The sequence below is a fragment of the Streptomyces sp. NPDC060000 genome, from assembly GCF_042737375.1.
GTDB lineage: Bacteria > Actinomycetota > Actinomycetes > Streptomycetales > Streptomycetaceae > Streptomyces.
On sequence record NZ_JBHWUU010000037.1, the window covers coordinates 1 to 18,030 of the forward strand.

The window sequence follows — 18,030 nt, forward strand, 5'->3', positions numbered from 1 at the left end:
GCTCCCCGCGCGCGGCACGGCCCCCGGCCGGGCCTGCGCTCCTGTCTCCGCCCCGCTCCAGCCCGGCCAGCGCCCGTGCCGCGCAGAACAACCAGCCGCCTAAACGTCAGAGAATGAGTACGTCGTGGCTGAGGCGGTCGGCTCCACGGCTTTACGGAGCCATTTTGGCGCGAGCCTCGCAGATCATGGCCCCAACGTCGTGCTCTAGCGGGCAGGTCCACAGACTGCCCGACGCGCCGGAAGCTTACGGGGCCATGATCACTCGCGCCAAAGCAGCGCCACCCCAAAGCCGCTCCGCCGACCTCGTACCCGGAAGCAACGGCACCGCGATGGAATCCGCGCGACCTTTGAGATCCGCCCGCACGGTTCTCTGGGTGCAGTGTTCAAGGTGGCCGTGCGCATGGCCGAACGTACCAACCGGGCCGAACTCCGTCGGAGCCGACCGGCTGCACACTCGAAGTGATTGTTTGTCATGCAATGTAGCCAAGCCCGCCGCAAGATGGCGAAGTCAGGCTGGAAAACTAGCGGGTTCATTACCCCGCGAAATTCGGGCCGTAACGCCGGCCAATTGGCCCACAATGTTACGCCGCTCCAACCGCTCCACCGGCATCCTCAGTCTCGTCGAGCTCATTGTTCTCAACCTCTACATCCTTGACCTGGACCACCTGATCACTGATGGAGTCAGACAGCTCTAGGCCGAGCCAGCCCTTGAGTCGCGTGTAGGCCAGACGCAGGAGGACGTCAGCACGCTGATCCATGAACGTCGGATTCCACTCGTCCTCACGCTTACCCAGTGCCCGCAGGTGCGGAAGGTAGCGCGACAGGGACGCTAGATCTTCAGTCGTCTGCGCGAAAGTGAAGCCAGAACTGTTGAGGATCGACTTGGCATCGTCGGTCGTCGAGGCACCGAGTGCCGCGTACAGGACCTTCTTCTCAGTCCAAGGCCGCGAGCTGAGGGACGTGTTGGCAGCGCCCGGTGCCAGGACCAGATTGCCCAGCTTATGGACGGTCTCCTTCTCGCTGTAGAACTCCTTATCCCACCCACTCGTGGCCTGCTGTGGTGCGATGTGTTCGATTGTGAGGTGCTTCTCGTCATCCCAACCGTCTGCGGTGAAGCATGAGGCGACCCCCGCCTTGCCTTGGATGATCAGACCCGGATTCTCCGGATCTTCAATTGTGTCGTGATATGCAGCCAAAAGAAGGAAACGCGTCAGCGGGCGGGCAATTCTGTAGAGCGGCAGCGCGGAAGCATCTGCCAGGAACGAGGGCAAGTTTGGGATAGCGCCGTGCTTAGAGTGCGACAAGCGCGCCACAAGTTCCTTTTTTAGCGCCTCGGCGTCGACGATCGGATCAGGCTTCGATGCACCGGGCACTGCCCGCTGGCGAGCGAGCGGTCCCATGCCCGTGAGCGAGTCCACCCCGGCCATGACCGCACGGTACTGGCTGTCGATGTTGCCCGTGCCGCGGCGGGTCGCTCGCCAGAAGACCGTGAAGGCAGTGATTGCCTTGATCGCCTTCTCGAACTCGGCGACGCGTTTTCCCCTCGCTTCCCCCTCGTCCGCGTGGACAGCCTCGGAGTAGAAGCGCACGAGCGGCGCGATGGCAATGGTGTGATTGAGTGAATTAAGGAAGGACAGGCACAGCTTCACGGTGTCCGTCATGGCGGTCGCTTCTAGCCCTGGTAGCGCGCGAGGAGAGTTGTTCGCAGGCTCCCAGGCATTCCCGACAAAGGCCGCAGTGTCGCGTAGGTGGCGCAAGTACGCGCTTCGGTCATCGGCCGAGTCCTTGTGGCGCTCAAAGGTATCGCGCATGTAGACCCGCTGATCCGGGAGGCGCTTGGAGAGCTTCTCTCCCGTCTCTGCCAACGCGTAAGTGACCAGCAAGTCTCGAGTTGCGTTCTGAAGCTTGTCTCCGACGTCGAAGCGGTCCAGGTAGCCCTGAACCGCCTTCATGTACGCGTGTGCATCCGAGTCCTGGTACTCCTGAATCTTCTCTGCCATCACCACCCGAGGGAGGAAGGTCTCGAAGGCGGTCAGAGGCTCGCCCGTGGTATTTAGTGACTCGAAGATCGTGAAGGCATAGTCCTCGTCCTTCCCTTGCACGACCGTGAGAGCGATACGGTTCAAGCCATAGGCGGCAAACATGACGAGTCGCATCAGCTCAGCCTCGGGCTCGTCTTCCAACTCCCCCAACCAAGCGCAAAGCTCGGGATCGAGTTCGTGGTTGAAGAGCGCACGCTGGAACTCTATGTTGGTAGCAAGGGTTGCTAGAGGCGGCAGATCCTCCAGCTCCTCGATGGCCTTTCGCTGCGACAGCTTGGTCAACCCCGTACGGATCTCGTTGTACCTCTTGATGAGATCACCTTCGCCTTCACCCGCGTTCTGACGCGCCGTCGGCTTGAAGTCGGTCGGCCTAGAAGTTGTCTCACTATCGGCTAGCAACGAGTATTGATAGATAAGGTTGGCAATCGGTGACTCATATTTCTTCAGCTTCTCATCCCTGGCCCACTGATCAACGAAGGCTCGGATGAGGCGCGGATAGATCGGCGGCTTGATTCCGTAGTTTTTTCGCTCGTAGAACGCTGCCGCGAGCATCTGCAGCATGTCGCTCGTTTCCGAGTAAAGGTGATTCTGAGCACTGTTGGTCGGATCTGGCGTCTTCCCCTTGAAGACCTTCCATGCGCGCTGACGAATGAGGTTGTGCAGGCCGACCAGCAGGATAAGAAGGCTCGACAAACGCTGTTGCCCATCGATCACGGTAAGGACCTTGGCCGGGACCTCGGATTTGACGATGGGCTTCACCGTGACATGGTTGACATCATGGATGGTGATGACGGTCCCCAAGAAGGTGAAGCTATCCGGCGCCTTACTTAGATTCTTGAGGCCATGCAGTGTGTCGTCGAGCAATTTCTCGACCTTGTCCTTGCCCCAGCCGTACGGACGCTGGTAGGGCGGCAGGTAGAGGCCCAGGCCATTGTCAGACAGCAGCTCGCGGACGCTCTTGCTCTGCGCCTCGAATATTTCCTTGGCCTGCGTAGGCATACGTAGTCCCTTTTTCCGTCCAGCAGGTTCGGTCAGATCAGATGGGGAATCACCTTCGACGCGACCTGCTACCTACATTTCGGCTCAACGGTCGTTAGTTGATGTCGCGAGGCACGATTACGATGCCGAGGAAACACATCGATTCCTCGAACTCAGAAAGCTGTTTAAGGCCGTGCGCGACGCCACCGAGAAGGCACCCGATCTGGGACCTCTCCCAGGTGTATGCGCACCATCACAGAGGAGATAGAGCCCTCGACTGGGCTCACCGAGGAACTGAAAAAACTCACACGGCGCCGCGTCAAAAATTTCGCGAGTCCCCATACCCTCGACTTCCCTCCGTTATCGCTCCATGCCTGTGGGTGAGGCGTCCCTCATGGTGGCATATGAGTGGTCGACAGAGGTAGCAGGAGCGCCATGTGTCCACTATGCCCTACACGTGACGTTACGTCAGTTCATCACGGATTAGCTCGACTTATCGTGGGGGCAGACTCTGGGCGCGGCCACAACCACAAGCGAGACGAGCTCGATTTGAAGTCGGGAAAGCAAGAGCGGCCCCAGCTCGTGCTGCTGGGGCCGCTGTGTGTGATTGCGCGTCAGAGGTGGCAGACGGAGCAGCCGGCCTCGTCGTCGTCTGAGTCAAGTGCGTCGGAGAGAACCTCTAGCAAGGGACGGTTGGGCTTGATGCGCTTGGCCGCGCGCTCAAGGGCTGCCTCGTGCTTGGCTTCGATCTCGTCCTTGCGCTCTATAAGTTCCGGGAGCGACTCGCCCTGTGACCAGGTGTAGTTGCGGCCCTTCATGGCGGTATGCCGGTAGCGGACCTTGTCCTCGTACTCCACGGCCTTGGCGTACAGGTCGGGGTGGCGTTCCTTGAGGCCAACCCACTCGTGCTTGCGCTGGAAGAAGCAGAAGTAGCATCCCGAGCGGGTGCGCCACTCGTAGTAGCCGGGCAGGCCGATGCCTGCCTCGTCCAGGATGCGCATGACGCCTTCCTTGTCGATGCCTTCTTCGCGGAAGGGGAAGACGGCATCGATGTTCGGCTTGGTGCTGACGTAGCCGATGCGGTTCTCGTCGGCCCGGATGGCGACGTAGGAGATGACCTTGTCGTCGCCGACCCAGTCTTCCAGGGGCTTGATCTTGAGGTTCTTGGTGCACCAGCGCATCTGGGGGCTGGGCAGGGTGCCCTGGTAGACCTCCATCCAGTGGTCAAAGTCGCGGTCGGCGTTCAGTCGCACGATGGACTTGCCGAGGGCGGCCTCAAGCCGGTTGAGGTACTCGTATGTTTCCGGGAGTTCGGCACCGGTGTCGCAGAAGAAGTACTCCATCTCCGGGACTCGGTTGCGCATGTAGACGGCGAGCGCTGAGGAGTCCTTGCCGCCGGAGATACCGAGAACGTGCCGGACCTTCTGCGTGTCGGCTCCGTCGGTCATCCCTGTGCCTTCCTTTCACTCGCCGCTGCCGCGGCATCGGTCACGCGCTGAGCGAGGGCCGCGAGCAGGATCCTCGCTCCGTCCGGCCCGAGGGCCTTCTCGGCCTGCAACAGGACGTCGGCGGCAAGGCTGCTGGCCTCGCTGCGGGCCTGTTCCGGTACGTAAATCAGGGTGCGTTGTTCCACGCCGGCGCTGTCAGTCAAGGTCAACAACTGGGCGTGGAGTTTCTCTTCCCGGCCGCGGACCTCGTTCCCGGCGTGGTGCAGGTGCCCGACTCGGTCAAGGGCCGCAGCCATCGATCGGGCCTTCTGCGGGAAAACCTTGGCTTCGTGATCGTCCCAGTCTCCGAGGGCTGAGTTGGTCAGGCGTACGACGATGGGCTCGAGCCAGTCTTCGTCCTCAAGGCTGTCGCTGAGGACGAAGTCGACAAAGCCGCGCAGTTCCGGAGTCAGCACCGCGCCGACGAAGCCTCGCAGCCGGGAAGCGAGCTGGGCGCGCAGCTCCGGCAGTTCGGCCGGCAGGCGGAACTCCTGTGCAAGGACGCTCACGACTTCGGCCCGCAGTTGGCTGTCGATGGCCACGAGTTCGTCGGCCGCCGCGGTGAGACGTTCGACGTAGGTGTTCGCCTCTTCCGCGTTGACGCGCGTGTGGGCCGGGATCTCGGGCAAGCCGAGCGCCTTCGGCAGCGCATGGAAGATCAGATCGTCGGGATCCAGCGCTCCGACGATCGCCGTGCGCACCGTGCGGGCGTCGGCCGAGATGTTCTTGGTGGTGCGGGCGTACCTGTGCAGGTCGGCCACACGCACAATCAGTGCGCTGGCTACGGAGAGGAGGTCGGGGTTACGCAGGGCCTTGGAGCGCGGTGCCTCCACGCCGAGAGACACCATCAGCTTCTTGATGATGCCGCCGCGCTGGCCGTCTCCGGCCGGCGTGTACTTCACCGAGAAGCGTCCCGGGCCCTTGACGAGTCGCTCGACCACGTCGATTGTCAGTCGCGGAAGGTAGGTGCCTTCTTCGAACAGGGCGACGTCGTGGCGGCGGATGACCAGGGCTGGGACCAGGAAGACCGGGACCACGCCTGCCTTGAGCCCGAATGGTGGGCTCATCAGGACACGGATGATCCCTTCGATGCTGACCCGCTCAGTGGCACTGGTCAGCACCTCGTTGAGGGCGTTCCAGGCGGGCTGTGCGTGCTCGTGACCCTCGCCGGGCGGGGAGAAGCCGTACGGGAGCAGGCTCTCTTGCTGGCTCTCGGCCTGGGCTACCCCGTTCTCGCGGTGCAGGCCAAGGTAGGCCAGGACGCCGCTGTAAATGGCCCGTTCGGCCTTGTACCCGATGAGGCCGAGGTTCTCCTTGCCCGAGGCGGAGAGCATGGCCGTCAGCAGTATGCCGCGGGCCTGGGCGGCCTGGCTGGTCAGGACGTGGCGGCCGAGCATCTCGTTGCGGATGTGCGGGGTGTGCGGGTACACCGACTCGCAGGCGAGGGAGACCAAGCCGCTCAGGCTGCGGGCCTTCAGGCCGGAAGCGGCGGGTTCTTCATCTGGGGCGACTCCGGTGTGCCAGAGGCTCCAGGACGCTTCGGAGGACGGTGGGTAGAAGGCATCCTGCAGGAGTTCCAGCAGTTCGGCCTCGGCCTGCACTAGCCGCTCGATGACTTCTCGCCGGGCGACGTGGTCGATGTCCTGCTGGGTGCTGAGTTCCTTCAGCGCGACGAGGTAGGTGGCCGTGCTGACCACCACGTCGGGGTTGGGGGTGGTGCCGACGAGTACCGGCAGAGGCGAGTGGACATTGGGCCGGTCAGCGTCGGTGCCGAGGTGGAAGACGACGAGGCCGTCGGCAGGCTCCTTCAGCTCGTCCGGGGCGGCGACGGACTTGGTCTCCGGGCCGCTTACCGCGGTGTAGAACACGCGCATCATGCCGGTGACCTGGCTGTGGCGGCCGGCCACGAATGCCTGCGGGACGAGGCTACCGAGCCGGTTGATGACCGAGGCATCATCGAAACGGCTGATGATTTCCTTGAGCCGGCTGTCGATGTCGACGTCCGTGCCCTGCCAGACCCGGTATTCACCGCTGAACTCGCGGTGGACCACAAAGCCCCGGCTGACGAGGTCGGCGAGCCGCTCTTCGAGCGCCGTGAAGGCGTCGGGGTCGGCGACGTCCGTGGGGTCGTGAAGCGCGAAGTGAATCATCGGCGCCGTGGCGCTGAGCGCCCCGTCGGAGTCGATCAGGTTGAGGACGCCGATGGTCTTCAGCACGTCCTGGTCGGCATCCGGGAGGCCGTTGGCGTCCCGGATACGCGAGTCGATCTCGATCCACCGGCTCGCGTTGGCGGAGGCGAGCAGAGTGGTGCGCCCGGAGTTGAGGAAGTAGTCGTACAGCTGCGGCAGTCGCACCGTGCTGGCGTGCTCCGCCTTCTGGTTGCTGTGCCGTGCCAGCGAGTGGTGGACGGTGTTGGGCTCGCCGCTGTTGAGGAAGCCCGACAGGCTGCGGTCGTGCTGGCCGATCTGAGCGGCGAGGATCGGCGCAGCCAGGGCCGTGATCGGGTGCAGCGGGTAGAGGTCCGCGAAGTGGGCGGGGCCGAGTTCGGCCAGAACACCGAGCCCGTGCTGTGTCCAGATGTCCGCGGACGCCTCGGCCGACGCGGCGATCAGGGCCTGCCCCGCTGAGTTGATAGCCGAGCGGTCGAGGCGGCGGCGCAGCAGGTGCAGCGAGTCACCGTGGTGGGGGACGAAGGTGATGTCTTCGAAACGCCCCTGGATCTTGGCCCATTCGCGGGTCTTGAGTTCGCTGGACCGTGAGGCGTAGTCCATGAACGACAGGTGCTGCAAGGTCATCAGGTAGACGGGCAGCCCGTTGGGGCCAGCCGCCTTCTCGGCGAGTTCCTGCAGCAGGAACAGGTCGTGCTGGGCGTCGGCGAACTCGTTGTGACCGGCGAGGTGTTCCAGCGTCTTGCCGAACTCGTCGATGACGAGGAGCAGAGGCTGCTGGCCGTCCGCGGTCAGAGCCGTGACGGCCCCGAGAATCTCCTTGGCCCCGGCGTTGTCCGGGTCGGCGCACGCCTGCAGGGCGGCGGCGATGGCCTTCGGGACACGCTTGCCCCAGCGTCGCGCCGCCGCGGTGTGCAGGGCGCGGGAGAGCGTGGCGACGACGGGTTCGCGGCGCGCGGTGGCCACGCCGCCGAGGAATCCCTCGGGGGCGATGGCGTCGCGTGCTGTGGCAAGGCGCTGGGCTAGAGCGGGGCTGGCCTCTTCGAGGATGCGCTCGGCCTCGCTGCGCCGCTTGGCATCTCGCCCCAGCAGAGCGTCGATGATGTTGGACAGGGTGGACTTGCCGGAGCCGTAGGGACCGGTGAACGACCAGGCGCGGGTGCGGCGTTGGTCAGCCAGAGCGCTCGCGATGCGCTCCAGAACGTCGACGGCCCGTGCGCCGACGTAGGGGTCGTGCAGGGCGTCCTCAACATCGCGCTCAAGGTTGGTCGAGCGCATCTGAGAGCCGACAAGTTCGATGCCGGCGGGGAACTGCGGGGCGGAGTTCGCCGGGCTGCTCGGGGTCCGCGTGGGGGTTGCGGTGGTCACGCGGTCTCCTCAGCAAAGAGCATCTCGGTGGTGTCGGCCGCCTCGGTGGCGTCCGTGGCCTTCGTGGCGAGTTCCTTCTGCTCGGCCTTGGCGAGCTCGGGAAACTTGGCAGCCCACTCCTCACGGGTGGGGAATCCGGGACGGCGGGTGACGAAGTCGTACTGCTCGTCCAGCACTTCCCAGGCCAGCTCGAAGGGGTCGGCCGTGAAGGCGAGGCTGCGCTGTCCCACGGCCTCGGTCAGGTTGAGCTGCGGGTGGTCCGCGGCGATCTTCTGCAACGCCATGACGATCTCGTTCTCCCGGACACGGAAGGCGCGCCCCGGGGAGCCAGGCTCGTTGGCAAGGCGGGCAACGGAGATCGAGTTGGCCTGGCGGGAGAACTTGGCAGCGTAGTCCAGGCAGGCGTACGCCAGGACCCGGGCAGGAAGCGAGGTGCGGTGCCCGCTGGTGAACTGCCACTCGGGCTTGCCACGCGTCCCGACAAAGGTGAGCAGATCAAGGTCACGGAAGGGGCAGGCGAGCAGGTCCTCGTAGCTGCCCGGCGAGCCGGCCTTCTCAGGGGCGCTGCGCGCATACATCTTGGTGATGCAGTCAATGTCCCGGACGATTGACGCCTCTTCCGGGCTCTTGTCGTAAGAGAAGTTCACATGCCGGGTAACCACCTGCGTCATGTCCGCGGTCGAAAACCGGGAGAACGGCGCCAGATGGAAGGCCGTATACCAGGCCGGCGCATGGCTCTTGGCCCCGGGGCGGGAAGAGACCAGCCACCAGTGCAGCAGCCACAGGCTGCCGTTCTCCTCCAGATACGGGTCCGCACCGTCCTCGTCCAGAAGCCAGCGGGCCTCCCAGGTGGGATAGGAGAACTTGGCCTGAGTGCGCTGCGCGGGCGAGTGCTCGCGGGTCAGCTTGAACGCACGCGACCAGTAGCGCATGGCGTTGACCATGTTCTTGCCCACACCGAACAACACTGGCGCGTCGTCCGCGAGAAACGCACCCTGGTCGCGTTTGACCTGCATGTATGCCTTGTGCAGCCAGCCGAAGCGGGGCGCGAACGTTTCGTGTCGCGCGAAGGCAAAATGGGCGGCTTCCCCAAGCCGGCTGTCTGACATTCGGGACCTCTCTGTGTCCAATGCGATTGCTCTAACGCGGTGGTAAACGGGATAACAGTCAGCGAGGACCATGGGCTTCGGCCAGCGCGGCGCGAACCTGCGTCGCGGCACGTTTGACGGCGTGCGCGGCATGCTCGATCTCAGCATTCGTGGTGGCGTAGCCCAGCGAGAAGCGGATCGTGCTGTCGGCGTCCTCCCGGGACAGCCCCATCGCCAGGAGTACGTGGCTCGGCGTCGGAGCGCCGGACGCGCACGCGCTGCCCTCCGAGGCAGCCACGTCGGGCATGGCCGCCAGGACCGCATCCGCAGGCACCCCGGGGAAAGTAATGCTTGTCACGCCGGGCAGGCGTTGATCGCGACGGCCGTTGATACGGCAGCCGGGCAGGGCATCGGTCACGAGGCTTTCGAGGCGGTCACGCAGGGCCGCGATCCGCTCGACATCCTCGCCGAGACCGTGGCGCGCCGCGTCGGCCGCTGCCCCCATGCCGATGATCCCTGCCACGTTCAACGTGCCTGCGCGCCAGCCTCGCTCCTGTCCGCCGCCCACGAGGAGCGGCCGGTGAGGGAGGGGGGACCCACGCCGTACATACAGGGCGCCGACTCCCTGCGGTCCGCCGAACTTGTGGGCAGACAGCGACAAGAGGTCGACGTCGAGTTCAGCAACGTCCACGGGGAGGCGGCCAATGATCTGCGTGGCGTCGGTATGGACGAGCGCGCCTGCTTCACGGGCCGCCTTGGCCGCGACGCGGAGATCGGTGAGGACCCCGGTTTCGTTGTTCGCCGCCATCAGCGAGACCACGCCTCCACGACGCGTAGCGAAGACCTGATCGAGGGCGTCGAGATCCACCAGGCCGTCACTGGCGACCGGCAGGAGCACGAGGTCCTCGGGGTTCTCAGCGGTGACTGCGCGAGCTGTCTCCAGGACAGCCGGATGCTCAACAGGGCTTGTAACCACGGGATTTCCGGCGCTACATGCGGCCCGGAGGGCCAGGTTGTTCGCTTCAGTCGCCCCGGAGGTGAAGATGATTTCGCCAGGCGAGCAGCCGAGGAGGTCGGCCAGCTGACGGCGGGCGCCGTCGACCCGATGAGCCGCCTGCCGTCCCGGTTCGTGCATGCTTGAGGCGTTACCCACCGACTGCATGGCCTCGACGACGGCCGCGAGCGCCTCGGGCCGAATCGGAGCGGTGGCGTTGTAGTCAAAATAGGACGTATACGACCCATTCGGCCCGTTCATCATCTGCCACCCCACCTCGCTCGTGTCACACACCAATGTACTGCTGGTGGAAGCCTGCTCCCGCATCCCGGGTTCCACCAGGAGCTCGCCGCGAGCCTAGCCGCGAGTCAAGATCCACTCTTTGAATCACCCGAACGCGTGGTGTCGCAAGCCATTTACCGAACAAAAGTTCTACATTAGGCGCTCATGCACAAGCCGCATGTCACAAGATCCGCTTCGCGGACGGACGGGCAGACGGGCAGACGGGCAGACGGGCAGACGGGCAGACGGGCAGACGGGCAGACGGGCAACCGTGTGGCCAAATGCCGTCCCTGGCTAGGCTTTTCACCTCAAGACGCTCCTGTTGTCAGTGGTTCCGATTAGGGTGGCCCGCACGCTGCAGCGTTGCAGTAACTACGCACGTCGGGGCGGTGCTTGGTGTGCGTCGACCTGGAGAGGAACTTCACGATGATGGTCGGTCCTGTGCGAGCGGATCACGGCTCGCCGTCAGCCGCCTCGGTCAGGTGAGGCTGTGACGACGTGGTCACCGGGAATGCCGATCGAGGCCCTCCTGGCAAACGCCCCCATGGACTACATCCGCCGACACCTCGGCAAGGAGCTGTGCAGCCTCCTCGACCTCATCGAAGGAGGCACGGCCGGTGACGGGCGGTTGCGAGCTGTCGCAGCGATCGCGATCGACGCCGAGCTCCTGTTCGCCGACGAGGACGAGCGTGGGGCGCTGATCGGTCTCATTCCCGCACCCAAACAAAGGGAGCTCGCGCAGCGGCTCGGGTCGCTGAGCGACGGGCAACCGCTGGAGTACCTGAACTCGTTGAAGTGGACACCTGACGAGCGCAGGGCACTTTTGGAGTTCTTCGGCTTTACGGTCGAGCGCGCGCAGCCTCAGCTCCCCTCCTTCAAGCGGGAAACGACTCCCGACTACGGCCTGTTCCCGCATCAGCTCCGCGCAGCGCGCCGGACCAAGGAGCTGCTGTACGACGGCCCCCGCCGGGTTGTACTCCATCTGCCGACGGGCGTGGGCAAGACGCGGACCGGCATGAGCATGATTGGCGACCACCTCAGGCAGCACGGACCCACATTGGTGGTGTGGCTGGCTCACGGGCAGGAACTGCTAGAGCAGGCCGCGGTCGAGTTCGAGCGCGCCTGGAGCAAGGTCGGCGACCGCCCCCTGCCGGTTCTCCGTGTGTGGGGTAGTGCTTCACCGGATCTCGCAGATGTCACCGACGGTCTGGTCGTCCTCGGGCTGGAGAAGGCCGTCTCAATCGCCAAATCGAACCCGCAGTTCCTGCGCACGCTGGCCGCCCGCAGCACTCTGACTGTGTTCGACGAGGCCCATCAGATCATCGCCCCCACGTTTCAGGGCGTGGTGGACGACCTGACGGTACGTCACGATTCGAGCCTGCTTGGTCTCACCGCGACCCCGGGCCGCACGTGGGCGGACATCGCCAAGGACGAAGAACTCGCCGACTTCTTTTCCCGCCAGAAGGTCATGCTGGAAATCGAGGGATACACGAACCCCGTGACGGCCCTCATCGAACAGGGCTACCTGGCCAAACCGGTCATGCGCACAGTAGCCGCGGAAGCCGGCATGCATCTGTCGGCCCGGGATCAGCAGAGCCTGGCGCGAGCGTTCGAGATCCCGGACAGCATCATCGCCGAGCTCGCGAAGGATGAGCAGTGGAACCTCAAGGTCGTCCAGACGATCATGGACCTCCTTGAAAAACAGCACCGCCGCATCCTCGTGTTCGCGGCATCGGTGCAGCACTGCCGCCTCATCGCATCCGTGCTTTCCGCGGCTGGCCTCCACGCGGTATTCGTGACCGGCGAGTCCTCGCCGCGGCATCGCAGCGACGCCATCCGTCGATTCAAGAGCACGGCGCGGCGCCCCATGATCCTTTGCAACTTCGGAGTTCTGACCACGGGCTTCGACGCGCCCGCGGCCAGCGCCGCCGTCATCGCCCGACCGACCAAGTCCCTGGTGCTCTACAGCCAGATGGTCGGCCGGGTCATCCGCGGCCCCAAGGCCGGCGGAACCGAAACCTGCGAGATCGTCACCGTCGTCGACCCGGAGCTCCCCGGGTTCGGCGACGTCGCCGAAGCATTCACCAACTGGGAAGACGTATGGGAGACAGCGTGACCGGCGAAGGAAACAACTACCGGATCGTCAGCCCTTCGCTGACCGTCAAGGCCATGCGCGACAGCGGCTACAAGAACACCGCCTACGCGCTCGCCGAGCTGATCGACAACAGCATCGATGCCGAAGCCACGCTGGTACAGGTCTTCGCCTGCGAGAGCCCCATCGAGGGCGCAACCCAGACCAGGTACCGGGTGGACAAGATCGCCGTTCTCGACGACGGCAAGGGCATGGACAGCGAACTCCTGCGCCGGGCTCTGAAATACGGAGACGGCCTCGGCGACGACCGCAACCGCATCGGCCGCTTCGGCATGGGCCTGCCCAACTCCAGCATGTCCCAGTGCACCAAGGTCGAGGTCTGGTCGTGGAAGAACAGCCCCGCGAACGCGTTGTACACCTACCTTGACCTGGACGAGATCACCAGCGGGCAGGATGAGGTTCCCGACCCCGTACCTCGCCGCGTGCCGGAGTACTGGGACGACCTGAGCGAGGTGCCGCTGGGTAACAGCGGCACCCTGGTCGTCTGGACGGACCTGGACCGCGTCAAATGGCACAGTGCCGGCGCCACCCTACGCAACACCGCCGAGCTGATCGGTCGTGTGTACCGGCACTACCTGCACGACGGCTCCGTGGACATCAAGATGGCACCCGTTCGCGATGGGAAGGTCATCGAAAAGGTCACCGAAGGGGACAACGGCGCTTACTACGCCGAGCCCAACGATCCTCTGTACCTCATGGCGAAGACCGGTACGCCCGCGCCGTTCAACAGCTCACCCATGTTCGAGCCGTTCCACATGGGCAACGAGGCCGAACCCGGGGTCTACCGCTACCCCATCACGGTCGATGGCACACAGCACACCGTAACGGTGCGCGCATCCATCGCCCGGCCTGAAGCCCGCCGTTCCGATGTCTCCGGCCATCCGTGGCCCGGCGATGCCAACCCGAACCGAGCCCCGGGTGACCAGAAGTGGGGGAAGCACGCCCGTCGGAATGTCGGCGTCTCGCTGGTCCGGAAGGGCCGCGAGCTCGACCTCGATACCTCGTGGGCGATCGGTTACGACCCCGTGGAGCGGTGGTGGGGCGTTGAGGTGGACTTCCCGCCCGAGCTCGACGAGGTGTTCGGCGTCACCAACAACAAGCAGACCGCCGTCGTGTTCTCATCACTCGCCGACTTCGACTGGTCTGCCGAACAGGATCCCGACGAGACACCCAAGCAGTTCAAGGACCGTCTGCGGGAACTCGGCGACCCCCGCCTGCCGCTGATCGACCTCGCCCAGTACCTCAAGGGCCTCCTGGGCAAGATGCGCAAGAAGCTGAAGCAGCAGACGCTGGGCGACCGGAAGGGTAAGAAGCGGTACGACCAGGACGTCACCTCCAAGGCCACGGACGCCGTCAAGCGCCGGCAGGAGGACGGGTACACCGGTACGACCGACCTCCTCGCCGAGGAGGCGACGGAAGCCGACAAGCGCCAGGAGCAGCTGACCGCACTGACCGAGCGACACCACGTCGACGAAGACACCGCCCAGACCTTGGTCGACGAGGCCATGGAGAACGACTGGCGCGTCCGCTGGATCTCCAGCCCCCAGGACTCATCCGCCTTCTTCAACATCGACTTGCTCGCCGGCATGCTCCAGGTGTCCTTCAACACCGAGCACCCCCTACACGGCAAGCTGATGGCCGTGCTTGAGGACGTGCCCGAGGAAGCGAACGAAGCAGAACTCCGCCAGCGGCTCGCCCGCGCGACCGAGACCTTCAAGCTGCTGATCTTCTCCTGGGCACGGATGGAGGATGAGATCCCCAACAAGAAGGCACGCCGGGTCATCGCGGATGCCCGGAGCGACTGGGGCCGGTACGCCCGTGACTTCATCGAGGACGGGAGTGAAGAGGAGTGACGCAGCCGGACCATGTCTGGCAGCAAATCGCGGACCTGATGGAGGACGCCGCCGAGGAGGTGGTCATCATCGCCCCCTTCATCAAGAAGGCGATCTTCGAGGAGACCATCGCCGCGGTGCCCTCCGCCGTCCAGAAGATCACGTGCGTCACTCGCTGGACCCCGGCGGAAGTTGCCGCCGGGGTCTCCGACCCGGAGATCATCGAAGCTGCCCAGAGCGATGAGCGCATTTCCATTGCCTTGTGTCCGTCTCTCCACGCCAAGCTCTACCGGGCTGGCGGCCGTTGCCTGGTTGGCTCCGCCAATCTGACCGGCAAAGCCACAGGACGCGTACCGAACGCCAACGTGGAGCTCCTGCTGGAGGTGTCGCTCGACCACCCCGAAGTACAGCGCGTCCTCGGCCAGATCAACGCCCGCTCCACCATAGCCACACCCCACGCCGCAGCTCTCGTAAGGCAGCAGGCCGAGCTCCTGAGGAGCGAGCGCATCACTCCGCCCTCCGAGGACGAAGCAGCCCCGTACTGGTTCCCGGAGACAAGGAGACCGGAGAACGTCTACGCCTTCTACGGCGGACGCCAGAGATTTACCTCGTTGGTCGAGGCCGGAATTGTGCGCGACCTGGCCATGCTCGATGTTCCCGCCGGCCTCACTGAAGACGCCTTCAACACTGAGGTGGAGGTCCGCCTACACGCGATCCCGGAACTCGATCGGCTGACCGCGGAACAGCGTCTTAGCAACATCGAGCTCCAGCGGGCCATTGCCGAGCGAACAGGAGATACAGAGGAACAGGCGCGCAGAACTACCGAGACGCTCGCGGCCTGGCTCCAGCACTTCGGCCGGTACTACACCGAAGTGGGCTCGTGGGAGCTGCGACCTGGCATTGAGCACGCCTAAGATCACAACCACGGTGTGTCCGCCAGCGCATCGCCGACAGACACGAGCACAGGTGATGGGGAAGGCCGTCTCATGGCAGAGGTACGCGTCCCGTTTCTCCTCGGGCACGCCGAGATTGCGTTCCTCTTCCACGTGGAGCGGCAGACGTCCCAGAGGTGGCGGACAGAGGGCACGCTCGACGAGCCCGACTTGATCGCGTCGGGAAATCCGTACTGGCTGCTGAGCACGGTCATGCGACTCGACGGAGAGGGCGACCGCAAAGTCGATCACGAACGGCTGGAGACGTACAAAGCCGCTATCCCCCTCGGCCACGACCTGCAAGACAAGGAGCAACTCCCGGTCGTAGTCGGTATCCAGGAGGCAGCCCGCGTTCTCGGCCAGGACGCGCAGGCAATCTCCCGCTGGCGCAACCGGCAGCGGATCGCCGAGGCCGACCTGTTCGTCTCCGGCTCTCCGCTCTGGCTCCTTGAAACGATCTTGGAAGACGGGCGACAGCGGGAGCGAACCATCGTGGCCTCCGAAGTCACCGCGCTCCGCGCCGGACAGCGTGCTCCCCAAAAACCTCGCGGCCGACGGCTGAGCCCTCCCAAGGCACGCCCGCCTCGCCCCTCGCCGCCTCCTGCGCAGACGTTCACCAGTGCTGAGCATGACGCCGCAGCCGAGTTCCTGAACTCCGTCCTAGCGCAGGGGCTTTCCGTCACCATCAAGCCTCGGCCGTAACCCGTCCCCCAAATCCTGCACATGTCGACTCATCCCCCGTACTGCTTCCGTGCTGGCCGACCATAATGAGAGAAACACTTGCATAGATTGGATGTTATCCATACTGTCTCTCACATGTCGATGCTGCAGCAGACCACTGGAGCCCATCACCCCCACCCCACCGACTCCGTCCCTCGAACTACTGCCAGCGAACCAAACCGCCGCCCCATGAAGGCTGTTTCCTACGGAGGTGGCGTCCAGAGCACTGCCCTGCTCGTGCTTGCCGCTGGTGGGGAGATCGACTTTCGCACCTTCCTATTCGCCAACGTCGGAGACGACAGCGAGCATCCGGCGACCCTCGCGTATGTGCGTGAGATCGCCATCCCGTACGCCGCACGTGCAGGACTGGAAATCCATGAGCTCAAGCGCCGGCGACGCGATGGGGCTACGGAAACCCTCATGCAGCGGCTACACCGGCCGGAAACCCGGTCGATCCCCATCCCGGTTCGCATGGCAAACGGTGCTCCCGGCCGCCGCAACTGCACGGCGGACTTCAAGATCAAGGTGGTGGGGCGGTGGCTTCGGGAGCACGGCGCCACCGCGGAGGAGCCGGCGACGATCGGCATCGGTATATCCCTCGACGAGATCCATCGTGCCAACCGCCGGCGGCGGGAAGCTCACGAGGTCATCGAGTACCCGCTCCTTGATCTCGGGCTGCGCAGGGACGACTGCGAACGCATCATCGCGGAGGCTGGCCTGCCTGTGCCGCCCAAGAGCTCCTGCTTCTTCTGCCCCTTCCGTACCGTCGGCGCCTGGCACCACCAGCGTCGGCACGAGCCCGAGCTGTTCGCCCTGTCGGTCCGGCTGGAAGAGACGATCAACCGCCGCAGGGACGCGCTGGGACGGGATGCGGTGTATCTCACGAGGTACGGCGTTCCGCTCGCTCAGGCCATCCCCGAGGAGAGCCCGAGGGACGACGGCGCCGAGGACGAGGGGGCGTGCGACTCCGGCTGGTGCATGACCTGACCACCACATCGGTCATGACGGGTGCGGGGCCGGAAGCCATGGCTCCGGCCCCGCACCCGTCGTGCATCCGGATGGCCGCCCAAGGGGGCCGTCGGAGACCACGGGGCGGGGCTGGATCAGAGCTCGGGCGGCTCACCGGGCTCAAGATGAAGGACCGCCAGGTACTCGCTGTAGAGCATCTCCTCGTCCACCCAGCGGCTGCCGCCCGAGGAGTCTGGAACCCACTTGCCGTCGAGGAGGTACTTGTCGTCGAAAACGGCGACGCGGTTCTCGTTCGTCGCCGCCGCCATCAGCAACTGAATGCCCAGCAGCAGCACCGAACAGGCTTCCTTGGCCGCGCAAACCTCAGCATGCCCAGCGGCGAAGATCCTCGCATCCGCGTCGGTGGCCGGCTCGGGGATGCCCGCACGGCCCTGCACGGCATTCTCGTGCAGGTCGATCGCCTGAACCACTCCTGCCGCGACCGACGCTTTGCCGCTCGCCACGCGGTCCGGGCTGTGCCCGCCGAGATGTTCAGCGACCTCGCGTGCGTGCAGCGGCCACACCTCGGCGTGGTGTTGCAGCTGTTGTTCCGCCGCCTCGATGACCTGCCCCGGGTCGGCGGCATCAGGGTGCAGCAACCGGACGAAGCCTTCCAGCGCTGCCCGCAGGTAGCCGAGGCGAACCTGGTGCAGCTGCCACCCCTCCATCATCTCCGTCCAGACGCCGTCGAAGTCGATGCCTGCCGAGCACATGCCGCCGTCGTCGTAGGACATGTCGAAGGTGATCGTGCGCAGGCCCTGGGCAAGGCGGAGCCACCTGTAGGCGTTGTCCCAGTCGTTCTGCGCGCCGTGCGCTTCAGTACGGGCGGATGCATGCTCCATCCAGTCGGTGAGCTCACGGACGTGGTCCTCGGGGTCGGCCAGCGCGAGCATGGACAGCGTTCGGTACGGGGGCTGGCAGGGGCCCTCCGTGCTGGTGGTGGTCATAAGTGGACCGTCTCACACGCCACTCACAATCA

Annotated in this window: 11 protein-coding genes; 5 read left to right on the forward strand and 6 right to left on the reverse strand. The window is 64.9% G+C overall.

The annotated features are described in order from the left end of the window. Window positions 1-581: 581 nt before the first annotated feature. The 5 genes from ACFWBB_RS20445 to ACFWBB_RS20465 all read right to left on the reverse strand — a co-directional run bounded on the left by ACFWBB_RS20445 (window position 582) and on the right by ACFWBB_RS20465 (window position 10,452). Complete coding sequence (locus ACFWBB_RS20445; protein ID WP_385274076.1) at window positions 582-3,041, reverse strand: DUF262 domain-containing protein; 2,460 nt, start codon at window positions 3,039-3,041, stop codon at window positions 582-584. A gap of 593 nt (window positions 3,042-3,634) precedes the next feature. Then, window positions 3,635-4,468 carry a phosphoadenosine phosphosulfate reductase family protein gene (locus ACFWBB_RS20450; protein WP_355765154.1) on the reverse strand — a complete coding sequence of 278 codons (834 nt, stop codon included), beginning with the start codon at window positions 4,466-4,468 and terminating at the stop codon, window positions 3,635-3,637. Next, complete coding sequence (locus ACFWBB_RS20455; RefSeq protein ID WP_385274080.1) at window positions 4,465-8,043, reverse strand: ATP-binding protein; 3,579 nt, start codon at window positions 8,041-8,043, stop codon at window positions 4,465-4,467. The genes ACFWBB_RS20450 and ACFWBB_RS20455 overlap by 4 nt, the downstream gene beginning before the upstream one ends. Continuing rightward, the gene (locus ACFWBB_RS20460; RefSeq protein ID WP_382124094.1) at window positions 8,040-9,152 is read right to left on the reverse strand and encodes a DUF4007 family protein; all 1,113 of its coding nucleotides are present in this window, start codon (window positions 9,150-9,152) and stop codon (window positions 8,040-8,042) included. The genes ACFWBB_RS20455 and ACFWBB_RS20460 overlap by 4 nt, the downstream gene beginning before the upstream one ends. A gap of 58 nt (window positions 9,153-9,210) precedes the next feature. Beyond that, on the reverse strand, window positions 9,211-10,452 hold the full coding sequence (locus tag ACFWBB_RS20465; protein ID WP_385274084.1) for a cysteine desulfurase family protein: 1,242 nt from the start codon (window positions 10,450-10,452) through the stop codon (window positions 9,211-9,213). Between the two features lie 466 nt (window positions 10,453-10,918). Between ACFWBB_RS20465 and ACFWBB_RS20470 the strand changes: the two genes are divergently transcribed. From ACFWBB_RS20470 to ACFWBB_RS20490, 5 genes are all read left to right on the forward strand, one after another. After that, window positions 10,919-12,523, forward strand: coding sequence for a DEAD/DEAH box helicase (locus ACFWBB_RS20470; RefSeq protein WP_385274087.1), 1,605 nt, complete (start codon window positions 10,919-10,921; stop codon window positions 12,521-12,523). Then, the gene (locus tag ACFWBB_RS20475; RefSeq protein WP_385274090.1) at window positions 12,520-14,412 is read left to right on the forward strand and encodes an ATP-binding protein; all 1,893 of its coding nucleotides are present in this window, start codon (window positions 12,520-12,522) and stop codon (window positions 14,410-14,412) included. Before ACFWBB_RS20470 ends, ACFWBB_RS20475 begins: the two co-directional genes overlap by 4 nt. Beyond that, the gene (locus ACFWBB_RS20480; RefSeq protein ID WP_385274093.1) at window positions 14,409-15,305 is read left to right on the forward strand and encodes a phospholipase D family protein; all 897 of its coding nucleotides are present in this window, start codon (window positions 14,409-14,411) and stop codon (window positions 15,303-15,305) included. Before ACFWBB_RS20475 ends, ACFWBB_RS20480 begins: the two co-directional genes overlap by 4 nt. Window positions 15,306-15,377: 72 nt before the next feature. Next, a complete protein-coding gene (locus ACFWBB_RS20485) occupies window positions 15,378-16,025 on the forward strand; it encodes a hypothetical protein (RefSeq protein WP_385274096.1) in 648 nt (215 codons plus the stop codon). Window positions 16,026-16,232: 207 nt separating this feature from the next. Then, on the forward strand, window positions 16,233-17,030 hold the full coding sequence (locus ACFWBB_RS20490; protein WP_385274243.1) for a phosphoadenosine phosphosulfate reductase: 798 nt from the start codon (window positions 16,233-16,235) through the stop codon (window positions 17,028-17,030). A 116-nt stretch (window positions 17,031-17,146) separates the two neighbouring features. Here the strand turns inward: ACFWBB_RS20490 and ACFWBB_RS20495 are convergent, their stop codons facing one another. Next, on the reverse strand, window positions 17,147-17,998 hold the full coding sequence (locus tag ACFWBB_RS20495; protein ID WP_385274099.1) for a hypothetical protein: 852 nt from the start codon (window positions 17,996-17,998) through the stop codon (window positions 17,147-17,149). Window positions 17,999-18,030: the final 32 nt, after the last annotated feature.